General features: G+C 62.8%; 13 protein-coding genes. 6 read left to right on the top strand and 7 right to left on the bottom strand.

Translation table 11 applies throughout. The annotated features are described in order from the left end of the window. Position 1 precedes the first annotated feature (1 nt). Positions 2-1,333: a guanine deaminase gene (guaD, locus tag ACP7DD_RS03590; protein WP_426173340.1), complete on the top strand. Its 1,332-nt coding sequence runs from the start codon at positions 2-4 to the stop codon at positions 1,331-1,333. A gap of 146 nt (positions 1,334-1,479) precedes the next feature. On the opposite strand, the gene ACP7DD_RS03585 is transcribed toward guaD, so the two are convergent. Continuing rightward, complete coding sequence (locus ACP7DD_RS03585) at positions 1,480-1,845, bottom strand: response regulator (RefSeq protein WP_426173339.1); 366 nt, start codon at positions 1,843-1,845, stop codon at positions 1,480-1,482. An 8-nt stretch (positions 1,846-1,853) separates the two neighbouring features. Then, entirely contained in the window at positions 1,854-2,177 is a 324-nt protein-coding gene (locus ACP7DD_RS03580) for a hypothetical protein (RefSeq protein WP_426173338.1), read from the bottom strand. Positions 2,178-2,496: 319 nt separating this feature from the next. Here ACP7DD_RS03580 and ACP7DD_RS03575 point away from each other — a divergent pair, with 319 nt between their 5' ends. The 5 genes from ACP7DD_RS03575 to ACP7DD_RS03555 all read left to right on the top strand — a co-directional run bounded on the left by ACP7DD_RS03575 (position 2,497) and on the right by ACP7DD_RS03555 (position 10,644). Next, positions 2,497-4,002, top strand: a complete 1,506-nt coding sequence (locus tag ACP7DD_RS03575) for an adenosine deaminase (protein ID WP_426173337.1) — start codon at positions 2,497-2,499, stop codon at positions 4,000-4,002. A 493-nt stretch (positions 4,003-4,495) separates the two neighbouring features. Continuing rightward, a complete protein-coding gene (locus tag ACP7DD_RS03570) occupies positions 4,496-6,889 on the top strand; it encodes a TonB-dependent receptor (RefSeq protein WP_426173336.1) in 2,394 nt (797 codons plus the stop codon). Positions 6,890-7,015: 126 nt separating this feature from the next. After that, positions 7,016-8,713, top strand: coding sequence for a bifunctional metallophosphatase/5'-nucleotidase (locus ACP7DD_RS03565; protein ID WP_426173335.1), 1,698 nt, complete (start codon positions 7,016-7,018; stop codon positions 8,711-8,713). Between the two features lie 54 nt (positions 8,714-8,767). Beyond that, positions 8,768-9,817: a S1/P1 nuclease gene (locus ACP7DD_RS03560; protein WP_426173334.1), complete on the top strand. Its 1,050-nt coding sequence runs from the start codon at positions 8,768-8,770 to the stop codon at positions 9,815-9,817. Continuing rightward, a complete protein-coding gene (locus tag ACP7DD_RS03555; protein ID WP_426173333.1) occupies positions 9,814-10,644 on the top strand; it encodes a MipA/OmpV family protein in 831 nt (276 codons plus the stop codon). Before ACP7DD_RS03560 ends, ACP7DD_RS03555 begins: the two co-directional genes overlap by 4 nt. Positions 10,645-10,733: 89 nt before the next feature. On the opposite strand, the gene ACP7DD_RS03550 is transcribed toward ACP7DD_RS03555, so the two are convergent. The 5 genes from ACP7DD_RS03550 to ACP7DD_RS03530 all read right to left on the bottom strand — a co-directional run bounded on the left by ACP7DD_RS03550 (position 10,734) and on the right by ACP7DD_RS03530 (position 16,323). Then, the gene (locus ACP7DD_RS03550) at positions 10,734-11,597 is read right to left on the bottom strand and encodes a metallophosphoesterase (protein WP_426173332.1); all 864 of its coding nucleotides are present in this window, start codon (positions 11,595-11,597) and stop codon (positions 10,734-10,736) included. A 46-nt stretch (positions 11,598-11,643) separates the two neighbouring features. Continuing rightward, positions 11,644-12,609, bottom strand: a complete 966-nt coding sequence (locus tag ACP7DD_RS03545; RefSeq protein WP_426173331.1) for an ABC transporter permease — start codon at positions 12,607-12,609, stop codon at positions 11,644-11,646. A 3-nt stretch (positions 12,610-12,612) separates the two neighbouring features. Then, the gene (locus ACP7DD_RS03540) at positions 12,613-13,713 is read right to left on the bottom strand and encodes an ABC transporter permease (protein WP_426173330.1); all 1,101 of its coding nucleotides are present in this window, start codon (positions 13,711-13,713) and stop codon (positions 12,613-12,615) included. Continuing rightward, a complete protein-coding gene (locus ACP7DD_RS03535) occupies positions 13,710-15,239 on the bottom strand; it encodes an ABC transporter ATP-binding protein (RefSeq protein WP_426173329.1) in 1,530 nt (509 codons plus the stop codon). The genes ACP7DD_RS03540 and ACP7DD_RS03535 overlap by 4 nt, the downstream gene beginning before the upstream one ends. A gap of 88 nt (positions 15,240-15,327) precedes the next feature. After that, positions 15,328-16,323 (bottom strand): BMP family lipoprotein, encoded by a 996-nt coding sequence (locus tag ACP7DD_RS03530; protein WP_426173328.1) that lies wholly within the window; start codon positions 16,321-16,323, stop codon positions 15,328-15,330. Positions 16,324-16,960 lie beyond the last annotated feature (637 nt).

Here is a 16,960-nt window from a genome sequence, read left to right as displayed (position 1 = left end):
GATGTCCATAGCAACACCTGAACACCTGCGGGCCTACCGTGCCAGCTTGCTGCATTTCCACGCCGATCCGGCGTTTGCCGACCATGCCTATTACTGGCATGAGGACGGCCTGCTGCTGGTCGACGGCGAGCGCATCCACGCCGCCGGCGACTACGCGCAGCTGGCGCCCGCGCTGCCGGCCGGCGTCGACGTCATCGACTACCGCGGCAAGCTGATCGTGCCCGGCTTCATCGACACCCACGTCCATTTCCCGCAGACCGACATGATCGCCTCGCCGGCGCCCGGCCTGCTGCCGTGGCTCGACAGCTACACCTTCCCGACCGAAAGCAAATTCGCCGACCCCGCGCACGCGCGCGAGGTGGCCGACTTCTTCCTCGGCGAGCTGCTGCGCGCCGGCACCACCACCGCGATGGTCTACTGCAGCGTGCACAAGCAATCGGTCGACGCGTTTTTTGAAGCAAGCGAAGCGCGCGGCCTGCGCATGGTGGCCGGCAAAGTGCTGATGGACCGCAACTGCCCGGACTTCCTGGCCGACACCGCCGAAAGCGGCACCCGCGACAGCGAGGAGCTGATCGGCCGCTGGCACAAGCGCGGCCGCGCCCTGTACGCCATCACGCCGCGCTTTGCGCCGACGTCGAGCGAGGCGCAGCTGCAGCTGGCCGGCGAACTGGCGGCCGCGCATCCCGACACCTTCATCCAGACCCATTTGTCCGAGAACGCGGAAGAGTGCGCGTGGGTCAAGTCGCTGTTTCCTGGCGCGCGCAGCTACCTCGACGTGTATGACCGCCATGGCCTGGTGCGCCCGCGTGCCGTCTTCGGCCACTGCATCTGGTGCGACAATCGCGATTTCGCGCGCATGGCGGAAAGCGGCGCCGCGGTCGCGGTGTGCCCGACCTCCAACCTGTTCCTCGGCAGCGGGCTGTTCGACTTCGAGCGCGCCGACGCCGCCGGCGTGGCGCTGTCGCTGGCGTCCGACGTCGGCGCCGGCACCGACTTTTGCATGCTCGGCACGATGAACGAAGCGTACAAGGTCGCGCGCATGAAGGGCAGCTACCTGCCGGCGCTGCGCATGTTCTACCTGGCCACGCTGGGGGCGGCGCGCAGCATGCGCCTGGAAAGGACAATCGGCAGTTTCGTGCCCGGCGCAGAAGCCGACTTCGTCGTGCTCGATCCGCAGGCGACGCCGCTGCTGGCGCGCCGCACCGGCGCCTGCAACAGCCTGGAAGAGTTGTTGTTTGCGCTGGCGCTGCTGGGCGACGACCGCGCCATCCGCGCTACTTACTCAGCCGGTCGCCTGGTACACGCGCGCACTGACCTGCGAAACCAATCGTAATCCCAGCGGGGTCAGTGCCGACATTCGGACACGAGCTCGACTGTAAATCAAACCGGGAAACGCTGGGGTCAGGTCTGACAATCCCCCTCTGTCAGACCTGACCCCCAGCAAAATGTCCGAAAATGTCAGACCTGAACCCGGCATTCTCAGGCCAGTGTCTCGATCAGCGAAATGAGCGCGACGTGGTCGAGCGGCTTGTTGAGGAAGGCGGTGGCGCCCTGGCGCAGCGCCCAGATGCGGTCCGAATCCATGTCCTTGCTGGTAAGCAGGATTACCGGGATGTGCCAGGTGGTCTCGTCGTTCGTGATCGCGCGGGTGGCCTGGAAACCGTTCAGGCCGGGCATGACGATGTCCATGATGATCAGGTCGGGCAGCTCACTGTTGGCCTTGGCGACCGCTTCCTCGCCATCGTTGGCCATGATGACGGTGTGGCCTTCCTTGGTCAGCAGGGCGTTCAGAACCAGCCGCTGCGACAGCGAATCGTCGACTACAAGTATTTTTTGGCTAGGCATGGCGGATTTCAGCAGTCAGGTGTCGGGAGCGGCGCGGCTTCTTCCGCCGCTTTTTCTTCGGGCAGGTAGCGCCAGTAAAACGCGTGCGGCTGCATGTCGAACTCGTCCTGCAGTTCCTTGCAGATCATCGACTCGGCCAGGTACAGCGCCTTCAAATTGGTCGTGCGGCTGAGCGTGACATACACGCGCAACGTCTTCGTTTGCGACGAGTTGTGCAGCTCCATGTCGGTGACGTCGATTTCCATGCCGCGCAGCTTTTTCTTGATGTGCTTGGACACATCGCGCTTGACTGCGTTGAACAGCTCCGCACTGAGGAACTTGGCCTTCGGCATGAATAAAGCCCCGATCAAATGACGAAAAAGAAAGTGCGCCGCTGTGCTGCGCACTCCACAGTAAATATGATGTGTTGCCCATAGTCAATCCGTTGGGGTCAAGGATTGGACGATTTCCGACCGCCCATTCTTGACAGGATCAGCGACCATTATAACCGCCTGCGTAATGAAAGTGCCGAAAAGCAATAGTCGAAAGGCGGCTGCTTGACGCTTTCGCCACGTTATTGCAAAGGAGGCATGAAGCCTATAAAGTAGCGCGCAGGAAAAGGCGCCGCGGATGCTCGCGTGCCGCCCAACAATCGACAAGAGAGAAACACGCATGCAGAAGACTATCAGCCTGATGATCGCCGTGGCCGTGGCCGTCGCTGGCGTCACGGCCGGCGCCGGCGCCAAGGAGCCACTGCCAAAAGGCAACGAAGCGGCGACCGCGCGCTATCTGGCCAGCCTGGTTGGTGGACACGATGCGCGCCTGGCCGAACTGACGATGTTCTTCACGCAAATGCCCAAGGGCGGCGATCTGCACCACCACTATTCGGGCGCGCTGTACGCCGAGCAATACGTCGAGTTCCTCGACAAGCAGGGCTATTGCGCCAATAAGCTGACTTACCGCATCGAAACGAACAAGGCCGTCATCGACGCCGAGCGCGCGCTGCCGCCGGCCCAGCGCACCTGCCTGTCGGGCAGCGAGCTGTTCGCCGACGACTTCACCTGGCGCGAACTGCTGCAGCGCTGGTCGAGCAAGGATTTCCACAACCATGGCGCCAACCAGCCGCCGCCGGACCGCCAGTTCTTCCAGACCTTCGGCTATTTCGGGCCGGTGTCGAACGCCAACTTTGCCGAAGGCCTGCAAACGCTCAAGCAGCGCGCCATCGCCGAAAACGTCAGCTATATAGAGACGATGTTCAAACTGGCGCCATTTACGCTGCACGCCGGCTTCGACACAAGGGCAGCGCAGGTCGGCCTGGACGACGCCGCCTTCACCGAATTGATGCGCGGGCAGTTGGCCAATCTGGAGCAGGACGCCGCGTTCGGCCGCAACATCGCCGATTACGTCGCCAAGATCCACGCCGCCGCCGCCAATATCGACGACGACAACTTCACCATGCGCTACCAGGCCTACGTGCTGCGGCTGCTGGCGCCGTCGCAGGTGTTCTCGTCGATGGTGGCCGGCTTCAAGGCCGCCAGCCAGAGCGACCTGATCGTCGGCGTCAACATCGTCGGCCAGGAGAGCCAGGCCGTGTCGATGCGCGACTACGCCCTGCACATGAAGATGTTCCAGTTCCTGAAAACGCAGTATCCGAACGTCAAGGTCGCGCTGCACGCCGGCGAACTGGCGCTCGGCGACGTTGCCCCGGAAGGGCTGAAGTTCCACATCGACCACGCGGTCAACGTGGCCGGCGCCAACCGCATCGGTCACGGCATCGACCTGGCCCACGAAAGCAACGTCTTCGCCATCATGAAAAAGATGCGCGAGGCCGACGTGCCGGTCGAGATCAACCTGACCAGCAACGATTTCATCAACGGCGTGCGCGGCGAGAACCATCCGATCACGTTGTACCGCAAGCATGGCGTGCCGTTTGTCATCTCGACCGACGACGCCGGCGTCACCCGCCATAACCTGGCCCAGGAGTACGTCCTGTTTGCCAGCCGTTACAAGCCCGACTATGCCGAAGTGAAAAAAGTGTCGTACAACAGCGTGCGCTACGCTTTCTTGCCCGATGCGCAAAAACAACGGCTGACGCGCCAGCTGGACCAGCGCTTCGCCCGTTTCGAGGCGGCCATCGCGGCGCTCGGCACCCACAAGCCGGCCGTTCGAACACCTTAAACCAAGGCAACAATGCCTGGCGGCGCAACGCCGCCAGATTGCCCGCACCAGGCAAACGTAATGACGTTTTCATCATCTTTGTGGTCATCTCGCTACACAATTTCCCCATCCGACTCGGCTTTATCAAAATTCCCCGCGAAAGGAATGTTGCCTCCAACGCCTCCTTTATAATCGCGCCTTGATACGCAGCATCGTTTGGTGAATGGCACAAGACTTCCACATGTTTTCTTTCGCGCATATATATATTTATCGTATAAATGCCGAAACGAAATGGTATTTGTCAGCCATGTAGCGTTAATGCATAGTTGACCAAGAACTTGCCTATTATGTATTGCCGGCAACTTTTTCCAACACCAGGTTGATGTCATGTCAATGTCACGCGGATGTTTTAAGCTGCCGCGGTGCGGACCGGTTCACGTTTCGACAAACTTTTTTGCCGCAGGTGTGTCAACTGCAGATGTCGTTTTTACAATAACAATCTAGGGAGTTCTCAATGCAATCCGCTTTTAATCAACAACCTAAGCTGCGCCTGAGCTTGATCGCTCTGGCCTGCCAGCTCGCGTGCCTGAGCGTGTCGGCAAATGCGCAGACGACGCAGGAAGTGGCTGCATCGGCGCCACGAGCTGAAGTTGTCATTACCGGCAAGAAAATCGGTATGGGCCTGATGGTCACTGAAGATGCGCCAAAAGCGCGTTCGACCATCACCGCTGAGGAATTGGAAAAGCAGCGCCCAACGGGCAATGCATATGAAGCTCTCGAAATGCTGCCGTCGGTTAACAGCTACAACTACGACGCTACCGGCCTGTTCGGCGGCGGCTTGTCGCTGCGCGGCTTTAACAGCGACCAGATCGGCGCCACCATCAACGGCGTGCCGGTCAACGACTCGGGTAACTTCGCTGTCTACCCACAAGAATACGTCGACCAGGAAAACACCTGCTCGCAGTTCGTCACCCAGGGTTCGACCGACGTCGACTCGCCACAAGTAGGCGCCTCGGGCGGTAACTTCGGTATCGTCACGTGCGCACCGGAAAAGAAGCAGCGCGTGCGCATCATGCAGACGATCGGCCAGCTGTCGGCGCACAAGACGTTCGTGCGCTACGACACCGGTCTGCTCTCGGATAACCGTTCGCGTGGCTTCATCTCGTACTCGAACGCCGAAGCGAACAAGTGGAAAGGCCGTGGCCAGGCGCATCGCGAGCACATCGACGCTGGCTTCAACTACGAGTGGGACCGCTTCAACTACATCGCCGCCACCTTGCTGTGGAATGACGCGAAGAACAACAGCATCAACAACGTCACCCTGACCGAACTGCGCAACAACGGCTACTACTACGACACTTCGCCGACGTTCGTCGGCCACCTGCCGGCAGTCAAGGGCGTACGCCAGGCCGAAGCTGTTAACATCCCGCCGTACTACGGTCTGTACAACAACCCGTTCAAGAACGGCATCTTCTCGGCTACCGCGAAGTTCCGTCTGGGCGAAAACACCGACATCAAGATTGTGCCTTACTACTGGTACGGTTTCGGTAACGGCGGCATCCAGCAGCGCGCTCAGTCGGAGACCGCATTCCTGAACAGCGTCACTAACAAGAACACCGCGGCAGTCGACCTGAACGGCGACGGCGACACCCTCGACACCGTCATCGTCGCCAACGCCTCGGTCACCCGTACCCAGCGTCCTGGCGTCACCACGTCGGTCACCCACACCCTGGGCAACCACGAAATCCTCGGCGGTTTCTGGTACGAGAAGGCAACCCACCAGCAGACCGGCCCGATGGTCAAGGTCAATGCCGACGGTAGCTACGACGTCTGGCTGCAGGAAGACAAGATTGTACGTCCGGACGGCAAGCCATTCGAAAGCCGCGACAACCGCACGATCTCGACGGCCCACCAGTTCTTCTTGCAGGACACCATCAGCCTGCTCGACAGCAAGGCACTGGTCAACATCGGTCTGCGTACGCCGCACATCAAGCGTGACCTGACCAACACGTCCAGCGAAGGCAACCAGAACGCGACGTACAACATTGCCCGTACTTACTCGGCAGTGCTGCCGCAGTTCGGCGCCCGCTACAAGATCACCAACGACGACCAGGTGTTCATGAGCGTGGCCAAGAACATGAAGGCGCCGCCTAACTTCGTGTTCTCGAACATCGGCACCAACGTCAGCATTGTCAACGGTGTGGCTAGCCTGGCCAACGATGTTGTCGCTGAAACGTCGTGGAACACCGATATCGGCTACCGTCACCAGGACAGCCGTTTCATCGCCACCGTGACCGCGTTCGGCGTCAACTTCAAGAACCGCCAGGTCAGCTACTTCGACCCGGTCGCCAGCGCCAACTACTACACCAACGTCGGCGACGTGAAGTCGAAAGGCTTCGAGATCGAAATGAACAACATGCCGATCAACGGCTGGTCGCTGTACGGTTCGTTCGGTTACCTGAAGACGGAAATCCAGAGCGACATCCGCGTTCGCCCGGCCACCGCTACGCTGACCGGCGTGCTGCCGACGGCTGGCAAGGAACTGCCAGGTTCGCCGCGCCTGAAGGCTGGCCTGTCGCTCGAGTACTCGCAAAAAGCCTTCTGGGCCCGCGTGAAAGTCAAGGCAACCAGCGACCAGCAGGGCACCTTTGCTAACGAAGAAATCCCAAGCCCAGGCTACACCCTGTTTGGTTTCGACGCCGGCTACACGTTCCCTAACTACGGTCTGCTCAAGCGTCCTAAGCTGACCCTGAACGCCAGCAACCTGACCAATAAGCAATACCGTAATCCAGGTTCGGGGATCCCGAACAGCAACGCCATTCCTGGTGCAGTCACGACCACGAGCACGCTGCGCTACTACCTGGGTGCACCACGCTTCGTCTCGCTGACGCTGTCGATGGACATCTAAATAGTTCCACCCGGTCCGTTGCAGAGTACACCCTGCAGCGGAGCGGAAAAGGTGCATAATCGAACAGGCCCTCGGGCCTGTTTTTACGTCCGCTCACTGTAGTACTTACACCGAATACTGATACCGATGAAATTTGCTCCCGTTCTAGTCCCGACCGTCCTGAGCCTGACCCTGGCACTGGCCGGCTGCGCCGCGCGCGCGCCGGCGCCCGCCGCGCTGATCGACATCAACCTGGTCGCGCTGAACGACTTCCACGGGCACCTCGAAGCGACCAAGTTCGTCTACACCAGCGCGCGCGAAGGCAAGGAAAACACCATGATGGCCGGCGGCATCGACAACCTCGCCGCCGCGCTGCAGGCCTACCGCATCGAGGACAAGGACCTGCTGCTCGTCGGCGCCGGCGACCTGGTCGGCGGCACGCCGGCGCTGTCGTCGATGTGGGGCGACGAGCCCAGCATTGTCGCGCTGAGCATGCTCGGCATGAAATTCAGCTCCGTCGGCAACCACGAGTTCGACCAGGGCCGCGCCGAACTGCTGCGCAAGCAGCGCGGCGGCTGCCAGCCGACCTTGAGCACCAAGGCCTGCAAATTCGCGCCCGACTTTAGCGGCGCCGCCTTCAGCTACCTGGCCGCCAACGTCGTCGACAAGGTCACCGGCCAGCCGCTGCTGCCGGCGTTTGCCATCGAACAGGTCAAGGGCGTCAAGGTCGCCTTCATCGGCGCCGTGCTGAAGAACACGCCGTCGGTGGTGCTCGCATCCGGCATCGCCGGCCTCGCCTTCACCGACGAAGCCGACGCCATCAACAAGGCGCTGCCGCAGGCGCGCGCGCAAGGTGCGACCGCCTTCGTCGTGCTGATCCACGAAGGCGGCAACACCACCGAGCCGTTCGACCAGCCCGATTGCACCAGCCTGAAAGGCCCCGTGGTCGGCATCGCCGAGCGGCTCGACCCGGCCATCCGCCTCGTCATCAGCGGCCACTCGCACACCGGCTTTCAGTGCAAGGCCGGCGGGCGCACCATCACCCAAGCGCAGATGGGCGGCCATGTCCTCTCGCGCATCAAGCTGTCGATCGACCCGGCCACCGGCGGCGTCGTCGACGTCGTGGTGCGCAACGTCGCCGTCAAGCCGGGCGAATACCCGGCCGACCCGAAGGTGGCCGGCTACCTGGCCCGGGTCAAGGAACAAAGCGCGGCCGCGCTGGCCCGTCCGATCGCCCGCGTGGCTCAGCGCAGTTCCGCGCGCAAGATGAACGAGGCCGGCGAATCGGCGCTCGGCGGCCTGGTCGCCGATGCCGTCGTCGAAGCGACCCGCGCGCAGGGCGTGCAGGTCGGCTTCATGAACATGGGCGGCTTGCGCAGCGACTTCGACGTCGCCGACAACCTCACCGCCACCTTCGGCCAGGCCCAGGCCGTGCTGCCGTTCTCGAACACCCTGGTGGTGATGGACATGACCGGCGCCCAGCTGCGCGCGCTGCTCGAAAACCAGTGGATGCGCGCCTCGGGAGAGCGCTCGATGCTGCAGGTATCGCGCTCGTTCTACTACAAGTGGGACAACGCCAAACCGGACGGCCAGCGCGTGGTGCCGAACAGTATCCGCATCGACGGCGCCCCGCTCGACGACGCCAAAACGTACCGGGTGGTGGCGAACAACTTCCTCGCCGAAGGCGGCGACGGCTATCCGGTATTCAAGCAGGCGGCCAACAAGGTCGACACCCAGATCCTCGACCTCGACGCCTTCGTCGGCTACCTCGCGCGCAACCAGCCTGGCAGCGCCGCACTGGCCGCGCCGGCCGCGCCAACACCGCGCATCGACCGAATCGACTGATATCCCCGGCCGCCTGAGGGCGTCATATAACGTTCACACCAAGGAAAACCAAACATGAAAAAACTAGCTTGCGTACTTGCGTTGACGGGTGCCTTCCTGTCGACTGAAGCACTCGCGTGGGGCAACGACGGCCACCGCGCGGTCGGCGCCATCGCCGACAAACTGCTCAAGGGCAGCAACGCCGAAAAGCAGGTCGCCGCGCTGCTGCTGCCTGGCGAGAGCCTCGAATCGATCTCGGTGTGGGCTGACTGCGTCAAGGGCAACTGGTGCGGGCCGCAGAAGCCGGAGATGGTCACCTACGTCAGCGCCAATCCGAAGGCCGGCGAGTACCACTACACCGACGTGCCGTTCCAGAAGGACCACTACCACGACGACGACGTCGGCACCGCGCCCGTCGATATCGTCCAGACCCTCAAGCAGGCCATCGCTGTCTTGCAGGGCAAGACCGATCCGGCGCTGAATCCGCACGGCTTTTCCAGGCGCCAGGCGCTGCTGCTGATCACCCACATGACCGGCGACATCCACCAGCCGCTGCACGTCGGCGCCGCCTTCATCGGCAAGGATGGCAAATTCGTCGTGCCGAACAAGCACTCGGATATCGACACCGTCAGCATCTTCGATTCGCGCGGCGGCAATAACCTGCTGATGAACGACGACAAGGTCGCCGCCATGGGTGCCAGCCAGATTCCGGGCCAGAACAAGCCGGAACGCGAAGGCGTGCCGAAGGCGCTGACCAAGCCGTTCCACTCGTACTGGGACAGCACCACGGTCGACTACGCGATGCGCCGCATCAGCACCCGCACCCCGGAACAATTCGCCCAGGCCGTCATCGACACCAAGCCGGTCCTGGCCAAGAACGTCGGCGACCCTGTCACCTGGCCGTACCAGTGGGCCGATGATTCGCTGGTGGCCGCCAAGCTGGCCTACGCCGACGTCACGTTCGGCCCCGGCATCCAGCAGACCAGCAAGAAGGGCGAGATCTACTACAACTGGAACCTCGAAGTGCCGGCCAATTATCCGGTGCCCAGTTCCGCTATCGCCAAGACCCAGCTGATCAAGGGAGGCTACAACCTGGCGTCGCTGCTGCAGGCGATCTTCCCATGAGTGCGCGCAAGGTGATACCCGGCGCGCTGGCGCTGGCGTTCATGCTGCCGGCCGCCGCGCAGCAAACCACGCTGCCGTTGTGGGAAGCCGGCGTCGGCGGTGTCGCCGCTTCGACGCCTGCCTATCCCGGCGCCGACAGCCGCTCCGGTCGCGTGCTGGCAGTACCGTTCTTCATCTACCGCGGCGAAGTGCTGCGCGCCGATGGTTCCGGCATCGGCGCGCGCCTCGTGCGCACCGACCGCATCGAATTCGACGTCGGCTTTGCCGCTTCGCTGCCGGCCCGTTCCGACTCCGGCGCTGCCCGTGCCGGCATGCCGAACCTCGGCTTCCTTGGCGAGTTCGGTCCGCGCGTGAAGGTCTTCCTGACCAACCCGACCCCGACCAGCCGGCTGCGCCTGGACCTGCCGCTGCGCGCCGTGATGGAGTTCCGCGATGGCGTGCGCCGCCAGGGCACCACCTTCGAGCCGCGCCTGGTGGTCGAAACGCGCCAGCCCGGCAGCCCATGGAGCTACGACGCCAACCTCGGCCTCGTTGTCGGCGACAGCCGCATCAACCGCTACTTCTATGAAGTGGCGCCGCAGTATGCGACCGCGACCCGGCCTGCATACCAGGCCGACGCCGGCCTGATGCTCGTGCGACTCGGCCTGTCGACGTCGTACAAGTTCAACGACGACGTGCGACTGTTCGGGTTCGTGCGCCTGGAGAGCTACGCGGGCGCGGCCAACCGCGACAGTCCGCTGATGAAGAAGGATAACGACGCATCGGCCGGCGTCGGATTCTCCTGGACGCTGGGTCGCTCCAGGACTGCCGCGCGCAGCGCGCAGTAAGAAGCAGGGCGCCGCTGCGACGACGAGGCCGGCCCGGTGCAAGGCGACTTCACCGTCGGCGACAACCCGTCAGCGGCGGGCGGCGATGATCATGCAACGTGAGAGAGCACAGTGCAGATGACCAGTTCGGGATTGGCGTTGAGCCGCACCGGGATCGTGCTGCAGCCGATGCCTCGGCTGACCAGCATCACGGCGTTGTCTTTCACATCGAAGCGTCCGTGCCAGTACTGCCGGCACAGCGGCCCGTTCGGCACGATGATCGGCCGTCCGCCCGGCAGCGCGACTTGGCCGCCGTGCGTGTGGCCGGCCAGCGCCAGGTCGAAGCGATGGGCGCCGGTGAGCAGCAGCCCGTCCGGCGAATGGATCATCAGGATGCGCGTTTCGCCAGCGCCGGCAAAGGTCAGCGCCGCATCCGGCCGACCGGTCCACGGCTCGTCCATCCCGCACAGCGAGATCGATTCGAATGGCGCGCCGAGCACCACGTTGCGGTTGACCAGCACCTCGACCCCGGCCGCGGTGAGCACCTCGCGTATCAGGCCGTCGTCGGTCCACAGGTCGTGGTTGCCCATCACCGCGAACTTGCCCAGCGGCGGATTGCAGCGTGCCAGTCCGTCGGCCAGCACCTCGGCATTGCGCGCGTGTCCTGAGACGAAGTCGCCGCCCAGCAGTAGCACGTCAGGCTGCTCGTGCGCGATCTGGTCGAACAGCAGGGCGAAGAGGGCGGGGTCGGTAGTCGGCCCGGCATGAAAATCGGAGGCGAAGGCGATGCGCAGCGGCCGCGCTAGCGCGCGGCATGCCGGCAGGGTGACGTCATGGCGCGTGACCCCAAGGCGCCCGTGCAGGCCGCAGCGGTAGCTCAAGCGCGCCAGATGCCCGCCGCGCATCAGCGTGGCGAGCAGCACTTCGCTGAAGCGGCGCCAGCGATAGTTGTGAGTGCCGCGGTGCTGCGTCATCGGGTCCTCCGAGGAACACCTGGGTCCGACCCCATAGGGTCAGACCCTAGCGCGACTTGACAAACGGTTTGCCGATCGCCTTCGGCGCCACCGACTTGGCCATCAGGCCGGCCAGCACGATCACCGTGACGACGTACGGAATCATCTGGATCAGCGAGCCAGGAATGCGCCCGACCAGCGGCAGGTCGACGCCTTCCATCTGAATTTGCACCGCCGAGAAGAAGCCGAACATGATGCAGCCGAGCGCCGTGTACAGCGGCCGCCAGTTACCGAACACCAGCGCGGTCAGCGCCAGGTACCCGGCGCCGGCCGACATGTCACGCAAGAAGAAGCCGCTCTGCACGATCGCCAGGTAGGCGCCCGAGAAGGAGCACAGCACGCCGGCGATCAGCATCGCCATGTAGCGCGTCGCCTCGACGTTGACGCCGGCCGCATCGGCCGCATGCGGGTTCTCGCCGCAGGCGCGCAGGCGCAGCCCGAAGCGGCTGTGGTACACCACCCAGTGCACCACCGGCACCAGCGCGAACGCCAGGTACACCAATACCGAATGGCCGCCGATCACGTGGCCGTAGAACCAGCCGAGGAAGGGGATGCCTTCCAGCGCCGCGGTGCCTGGCAAGACGATGTCGAACAGGCGCGCCTGGCCAAGGTCCGGCGTGCGTCCGCCCTGCTGGTAGAAAAACTGCGCCAGCACGAACGTCAGGCCGCTCATGGCGATGTTGATAGCAATGCCGCCGACCAGCTGGTTGCCCTTCTGGGTGATGCTGACGTAACCCTGCAGCAGGGCCAGCGCGGCCGACACGGCGATACCGGCCGAGACGCCGTACCACGGGTTCTGCGTGGTGTACGCCACCGCCGCCGAAGCGAACGCGCTGGCCAGGATCTTGCCCTCCAGTGCGAGGTCGATGACGCCGCTGCGTTCGGCGAACAGGCCGGCCATCGCGGCGAACATCAGGACGGGCGCATTGCGAATGGTCGACACCAGGATGCTGGCCAAGTTAAATTCTTCCATGGCTTATCCTTTTGCCGGTACTGGCGTGGCGCGCAGGTTGATCAACTTGAGGACCGCGGGAGCGTAGAAATTTTCCATCGCGCCGCAGAACAGGATGATCAGGCCCTGGATGAAGATGAAGGTCTCTTGCGGGATGTTCGGTTTTTCCAGCGACAGGTCGAAGCCGCCCTGGATCAGCGCGCCGAACAGCACCGCCGACAGGAAAATGCCGACCGAGTGCTGGCGTCCCATCAAGGCGATCGCGATGCCGACGAAGCCCGCGCCGGCAGGGAAGTTGAGCGACAGGTAGTGGGTCGAGCCCATCACCGAGTTGACCGCGGCCAGGCCAGCCAGCGCGCCGGAGATCAGCATCGCGACGATGATCATGCGGCTGATCGATACGCCGGCGTAGTGCGCCGCGTGCTGGTTCAGGCCAGTTGCGCGCAGCTGGTAGCCCCACGACGAGCGCCATACCATGATGCCGTAGATCGCCAGCGCCACGATCGCCACCAGGAAGCTGACGTTGAGCGGGGTGTCGCCGAGGATCGGGAACCACTGGTTCAGGCGCGGCATTTCGCCGGCCGCCGCGAACACGCGGCTGGCCGGATTTTGCTGGCCTTCCGGGATCAGGTATTTGACGATGATGAAGTTCATCAGGCTGGCGGCGATGAAGTTGAACATGATGGTGGTGACCACCACGTGGCTGCCGCGCTTGGCCTGCAGGTAGCCGGGGATGAATGCCCACAGCGCGCCGAACAGCGCCGCGCCGATCATCGCCGCCGGGATCATGAGCCACGCCGGCAGCGTCGCATCGAACGCCAGCATCGCCATCGTCAGGCCCAGGCCGCCGAGGTACATCTGGCCTTCGCTGCCGATGTTGAACAGGCCCGCCTTCATTGCGATCGACACCGACAGGCCGGTGAAGATGAACGTCGACGCGTAGAACAGCGTGTACGACAGGCCTTCCGGATTGATGATGGCGCTGTTGATCAGGATCGCCATCGATTCGGCCGGGCTTTCGCCGAGCAGGTGGATCACCAGCGCGGCCGCCAGCAGCGCCGATACCAGGTTCAGGAGGGGCAGCACCACGGCGGTGGCCCAGCGGGGCAGTTCTGTCTTTTTCATGATGTGTGCATCCCGCCCATCAGCAGGCCAATGCGGGTGGTGTCAAATTCTTCGATGTTCAATTCGCCGGTGATGCGTCCACCCGACATGACGATGATACGGTCGGCCAGCGCCCGCACTTCCTCCAGTTCGACCGACACCAGCAGGATCGCGACGCCTTCGTCGCGCATTTTCAGAAGCTGCGTATGGATGCTTTCGATGGTGCCGATGTCGACGCCGCGGGTCGGTTGCCCGACCAGCATCAGCTTCGGCGCCGCCGACACTTCGCGCGCGATCACCACCTTCTGCTGGTTGCCGCCCGAGAGCAGGCCAATGCGGATGTCCGGGTCGGACGGGCGCACGTCGAATGCGGTGAGCAGGTGTGCGCAGCGCTTGGCGATGGCCGCGAAGTCGAACAGGCCCCAGCGATTCTTGACCCGGTCCTGGTAACCGAACACGGTGTTCTGCATGACCGAGAAATCCTTGATCACGCCGTCGCGCAGGCGGTCTTCCGGGATGTGGCCGATGCCCAGCTGGCGGAACGTGGCCGGCAGGCCGTCGGCGTCCGAGCGGCCGGCGAACGGCAGCGCCTTGCCCATCATCTCGACCTTGCCGGCGCTTGGCAGGCGCATGCCCGACAAAATCTCCAGCAGTTCGCTCTGGCCGTTGCCCGACACTCCCGCGATCGCGACGATCTCGCCGGCGCGCAATGTGAAGCCGATGTCGGCCAGCAGGCGCACGCCGGCCGCGTCGCTCAGCTGCAGCTGCTCGACCTTCAGCACCGGTGCGCCCGGGTTGAACGGTGCGCGCGGCAGCTCGCTCTGGATCGGGCGGCCGACCATCATGTTGGCCAGTTCTTCTTTCGACGTGCCGGCGGTGGCCACCGCGCCGACCACGCGGCCGGCGCGCATCACTGTCACCTGGTCGGTGATCTCCATGATCTCGCCCAGCTTGTGGGTGATCAGGATGATGGTTTTTCCCTGCTCCTTGAACAGGCGCAGGATTTCGAACAGCGACGCCGTTTCCTGCGCCGTCAGCACCGCGGTCGGCTCGTCGAGAATGAGGATGTTGGCACTGCGGTAGATCTGCTTGAGGATCTCGACGCGCTGCTGGGCGCCGACCGACAGGGTGGAGACGACCGCCAGCGGATCGACATCGAGCCGGTAGCGCTTGCAGATTTCGCGCAGCGTCGCTTCCGTGTCCGCGCGCTTGGCGGCCAGGCGAAAGCCGCCTTCGGTGCCGAGCATGACGTTGTCGAGCACCGTCATGTTCTCGACCAGCATGAAGTGCTGGTGCACCATGCCGATGCCGAGCGCGATCGCTTCGTGGCTGGTGCGGATCGCATGCGCCTGGCCGTCGAGCAGCAGCTGGCCGCTGTCGGCCTTGTAGTAGCCGTACAGGATGCTCATCAGGGTCGACTTGCCGGCGCCGTTTTCGCCGATCACGCCGTGGATCGAGCCCTTGGCGATCGCGAAGCTGACGTCGGCGTTCGCCTGCACCGGGCCGAAGGCCTTGCATATATTGCGAAATTCTACGGCTGGCTGCATAGCGATTCAGTAGTTAGGGTGGATGCATTCAAAAGCGCGCCGGACCGGAAAAACCGGTGCGGCGCGCTCTCAGGTGGTGCTGTGAAAATCAGACCGGGCAGCTGCTGCCGGCACGGTAGTCGATGACTTTGATTTTGCCGCTGATGATGCCGGCCTTCGCTTCATTGACCTTCTTTTCCATCTCCGGCGAGACGATCTTGCGGTTGTCCTTGTCGAGCGCCCAATCGACGCCGCCTTCTTTCAGGCCGCGATAGGTCACGCCCGATTTCCAGGTGCCGTTCTTGACTGCCATGAAGGAGTCGTACACGGCGCCGTCGACCCGCTTGACCATCGAGGTAAGCATGGTACCCGGGTGCAGGTAGTTCTGGTTCGAGTCGACGCCAATCGCGAGCTTGCCTTTTTCCTTGGCCGTTTGCAGTGTGCCCATGCCGCTGCCGCCGGCGACGGCGAACACCACGTCGGCGCCGCGGTCAAACTGCGCGCGCGCCAGTTCGCCGCCCTTGGCCGGATCGTTCCAGGCCGCGCTGGTGGTGCCGACCATATTCTGCAGCACTTCGACTTTGGCGTTGTTCGCTTTGGCGCCCTGGCTGTAGCCGCACGCGAAAGCGCGGATCAGCGGGATGTCCATGCCGCCGACAAAACCGAGCTTCTTCGTTTTCGACGCCATCGACGCGGCCACGCCGACCAGGTACGAGCCTTCTTCTTCCTTGAACAGGATCGAGTTGACGTTGTTACCCTTGGCGACACTATCGATCAGCACGAACTTCACGTTCGGGAATTCCGCCGCAACCTTCTGCACAGCCTGCGTCTGCGAGAAGCCGATCGCCGCGATCAGGTCGAGCTTCTTGCGCGCCAGGCCACGCAGCACTTGCTCGGCCTGGGTATCGCTGCTCGCTTGCGCCTCGATGTAGCCGATCTTGGTCTCGGCCTTGAAGCGGTTGGCGCCTTCGAACGCGGACTGGTTGAAGGACTTGTCGAACTTGCCGCCGGCGTCGTACACGATACCCAGTTTCGGGTCGGCCGCCGATGCGCCGGCAGCGACGAGCAGCGCCGCGATCGAGATGCTGAGTTGCTTAAATTTCATGAAGGCTCCTGGAATATCGATATTGTACCCGGCGCAACGTCCGCGATGGGAACGACTGTGTAGCTTAATAGTAACTAAACAGGCAAAGCCAGCAATTCCGTGCATGCCCAGCCGCATAGTGTCAGGTCTGGTCACAACATGTGGTTACCGATTGTATCGAGATCGATTCTCGGGGAGCAAGGCTGCCGCTGCAGAACTATGCATCAACGACAATATGTATGGCAAATACGTTTTAACTTCCCGATTTATATATTTCCCGTATATATAAGCAAATCGGGGCCAGACCTAGGTCTGACCCCAAAAGTGCTAGCAAATACGTTTTAACTTCCCGATTTATATATTTTCCGTATATATAAGCAAATCGGGGCCAGACCAAGCAAATCGGGGCCAGACCTAGGTCTGACCCCAAAAGTGCCAAAAGTGCTATCGGCATTTCCTTACTCTGCTATCGTAAGCAAATCGGGCCAGACATAGGTCTGACCCCAAAAGTGACTCTGCTAAGCAAATCGGGGCCAGACCTAGGGAAGCGCTGAACAATTGATGATTTCTGTGCAAACGATGCGCTTAACAGGGCCGCGTTATTTGGGTACCTAAATTTTCATTTTCACGCATTCAGACCGGCGATTTCGGCCATTTT

This window comes from Massilia sp. TWR1-2-2 (genome assembly GCF_049897565.1).
GTDB lineage: Bacteria > Pseudomonadota > Gammaproteobacteria > Burkholderiales > Burkholderiaceae_D > JAFCUW01.
Note: the sequence above shows the minus strand (reverse complement) of the source record. Positions and strands in the feature narration are given on the sequence as shown.

Coding starts and splice junctions, on each gene's coding strand:
- guaD (WP_426173340.1), top strand. CDS start 2: ATGTCCATAGCAACACCTGAACACCTGCGGGCCTACCGTGCCAGCTTG.
- ACP7DD_RS03585 (WP_426173339.1), bottom strand. CDS start 1,845: ATGCCTAGCCAAAAAATACTTGTAGTCGACGATTCGCTGTCGCAGCGG.
- ACP7DD_RS03580 (WP_426173338.1), bottom strand. CDS start 2,177: ATGCCGAAGGCCAAGTTCCTCAGTGCGGAGCTGTTCAACGCAGTCAAG.
- ACP7DD_RS03575 (WP_426173337.1), top strand. CDS start 2,497: ATGCAGAAGACTATCAGCCTGATGATCGCCGTGGCCGTGGCCGTCGCT.
- ACP7DD_RS03570 (WP_426173336.1), top strand. CDS start 4,496: ATGCAATCCGCTTTTAATCAACAACCTAAGCTGCGCCTGAGCTTGATC.
- ACP7DD_RS03565 (WP_426173335.1), top strand. CDS start 7,016: ATGAAATTTGCTCCCGTTCTAGTCCCGACCGTCCTGAGCCTGACCCTG.
- ACP7DD_RS03560 (WP_426173334.1), top strand. CDS start 8,768: ATGAAAAAACTAGCTTGCGTACTTGCGTTGACGGGTGCCTTCCTGTCG.
- ACP7DD_RS03555 (WP_426173333.1), top strand. CDS start 9,814: ATGAGTGCGCGCAAGGTGATACCCGGCGCGCTGGCGCTGGCGTTCATG.
- ACP7DD_RS03550 (WP_426173332.1), bottom strand. CDS start 11,597: ATGACGCAGCACCGCGGCACTCACAACTATCGCTGGCGCCGCTTCAGC.
- ACP7DD_RS03545 (WP_426173331.1), bottom strand. CDS start 12,609: ATGGAAGAATTTAACTTGGCCAGCATCCTGGTGTCGACCATTCGCAAT.
- ACP7DD_RS03540 (WP_426173330.1), bottom strand. CDS start 13,713: ATGAAAAAGACAGAACTGCCCCGCTGGGCCACCGCCGTGGTGCTGCCC.
- ACP7DD_RS03535 (WP_426173329.1), bottom strand. CDS start 15,239: ATGCAGCCAGCCGTAGAATTTCGCAATATATGCAAGGCCTTCGGCCCG.
- ACP7DD_RS03530 (WP_426173328.1), bottom strand. CDS start 16,323: ATGAAATTTAAGCAACTCAGCATCTCGATCGCGGCGCTGCTCGTCGCT.